General features: G+C 64.5%; 1 protein-coding gene. It reads left to right on the forward strand.

Features of this window, described 5'->3' with window-relative positions:
* Window positions 1-139 precede the first annotated feature (139 nt).
* Complete coding sequence (locus ACTWQJ_RS51375; RefSeq protein ID WP_443313200.1) at window positions 140-1,345, forward strand: IS256 family transposase; 1,206 nt, start codon at window positions 140-142, stop codon at window positions 1,343-1,345.
* Window positions 1,346-1,385 lie beyond the last annotated feature (40 nt).

Here is a 1,385-nt window from a genome sequence, read left to right on the forward strand (position 1 = left end):
GGGAGTGTCTAATCAACGGCGGATCTGCTGATCAAGGGAGAGACGCCACGTGAGCGAGACGACGACGGAGCACGAGTCCGTGGAGGAGCCGGCAGGCGATGCGACGCCGTCGGCCGCGTCGGACGAACAGCTTGTCGCGATGCTGGTTGATCGAGCACGTAGTGAGGGCCTGCAACTGACCGGTGAGGGCGGACTGTTGCAGATGCTGACCAAGCGGGTGCTGGAGTCCGCCCTGGAAGGCGAGATGACCGATCACCTCGGCTACGAGAAGCACGATCCGGCTGGGAAGAACAACGGCAACAGCCGCAACGGAAGCCGGGCGAAGACCGTGCTGACCGACGTCGGCCCGGTCGAGGTGAAGGTGCCCCGCGACACGGCCGGCAGTTTCGAGCCACAGATCGTCAAGAAGCGGCAGCGCCGCCTGACCGGCGTCGACGAGATGGTGCTGTCACTGTCCGCGAAGGGTCTTACCCACGGGGAGATCTCGGCTCATCTCGCCGAGGTGTACGGCGCCGAGGTGTCCAAGCAGACCATCTCCACCATCACCGACAAGGTGATGGACGGCATGGCCGAATGGCAGAACCGGCCGCTGGACCGGGTCTACCCGGTCCTGTTCGTGGACGCCATCAACGTCAAGATCAGAGACGGGCAGGTCGCGAACCGTCCGGTCTACGTGGTGATGGCGGTGACCGTGGACGGCACCCGCGACATCCTCGGGATCTGGGCCGGTGACGGCGGCGAGGGCGCCAAGTACTGGCTGCACGTGTTCACCGAGCTGAAGAACCGCGGCCTGGACGACGTGCTGATGCTGGTCTGCGACGGGCTCAAGGGCCTGCCCGAGGCAGTCGAGACCGTCTGGCCTCGCACGATTGTTCAAACGTGTGTGGTTCACCTCCTGCGGAACAGCTTTCGCTATGCCGCCCGTCAGGACTGGGACAAGGTCGCCAAGGCCCTCAAGCCCGTCTACACCGCACCCAGCGAGGACGCGGCGACGGAGCGGTTCCTGGAGTTCCAGGAGTCCTGGGGAGGGAAGTATCCGGCGATCGTGAAGCTGTGGTCAGACGCCTGGGCCGAGTTCGTGCCCTTCCTCTCCTTCGACGTCGAGATCCGCAAGGTCATCTGCTCCACGAACGCGATCGAGAGCGTCAACGCCCGCATACGCAAGGCCGTTCGCGCCCGAGGACATTTCCCCAACGAGGCCGCCGCCCTCAAGTGCATCTACATGGCGCTGATGAGCCTGGACCCGACCGGGAAGGGCCGCAAGCGGTGGACCATGCGCTGGAAGGCCCCACTCAACGCCTTCCAGATCGCCTTCGAGGGCCGCCTGACCCCGAGCAACAACTGACCACTCAACAACCAAGATCAGCCGTTAAATTGACACACCC

Source organism: Streptomyces sp. KR55, from assembly GCF_052245645.1.
GTDB classification, from domain to species: Bacteria; Actinomycetota; Actinomycetes; order Streptomycetales; family Streptomycetaceae; genus Streptomyces; species Streptomyces flavusporus.

What these genes read in the sequence shown, in the direction of transcription:
- ACTWQJ_RS51375 (WP_443313200.1), top strand. Translation starts at nt 140, where the DNA reads ATGCTGGTTGATCGAGCACGTAGTGAGGGCCTGCAACTGACCGGTGAG.